Source organism: Vibrio sp. 2033 (genome assembly GCF_033339735.1).
Genome location: NZ_JAWOVC010000809.1, coordinates 1 through 523, shown reverse-complemented (window position 1 = coordinate 523; position 523 = coordinate 1). Strand labels below are relative to the sequence as shown.

Genomic DNA, 523 nt, shown 5'->3' with positions numbered 1-523 from the left:
CACTTGTTGGTGCTTTTACAAGACCAAGGTTTATCAATGAACGATGTGGTGAATAAGCTTAAAGAGCGTCACAAGTAGTTCAAATCAAAGAAATAAAACAAAGGCTTCCATTTGGAAGCCTTTGTTTTTTCTTGATAGTGCGATTTTATCCACAGCACTTTTTAAATTTCTTACCGCTGCCACAAATACATGGATCGTTACGGCCTACTTTTAAGCTGCTGATGGATTGATTAAGTCGCGGATCTTGCTCGGATTCTTCTTCAGGGAAGGTGCCATCAATGTAATACCACAGCCCATCTTCTTTCACGAAGCGTGAACGCTCGCTCAGGCAGTAGCGTTGGCCGTCTTCATTGAAATAGGCGTTGAACTCAACAAAGCCTTCATTTTCATGGCTGCCAGCTTCTGCTTTGACGACTTCCAGTTTGCACCAATCGCTGTCGATCGATTGTGCGATACCTTCACGTTGTTCTTCTGCGTTACAACTTGGGTGATATGTTTTCACAACGTAGTCAACGAGGCCTAG

The 523-nt window shown here is 43.4% G+C and carries 1 protein-coding gene and 1 pseudogene; one reads left to right on the top strand and one right to left on the bottom strand.

Annotation, left to right across the window (positions count from 1 at the left end):
* Positions 1–78, top strand: a pseudogene (locus tag R7P74_RS29220) (bifunctional phosphoribosyl-AMP cyclohydrolase/phosphoribosyl-ATP diphosphatase HisIE); the annotation flags it as partial.
* 67 nt (positions 79–145) lie between these two features.
* Here R7P74_RS29220 and R7P74_RS29215 read toward each other — a convergent pair.
* Positions 146–523, bottom strand: a 378-nt coding sequence (locus R7P74_RS29215) for a YchJ family metal-binding protein (protein WP_318124223.1), incomplete at its 5' end; no start/stop codon positions are given.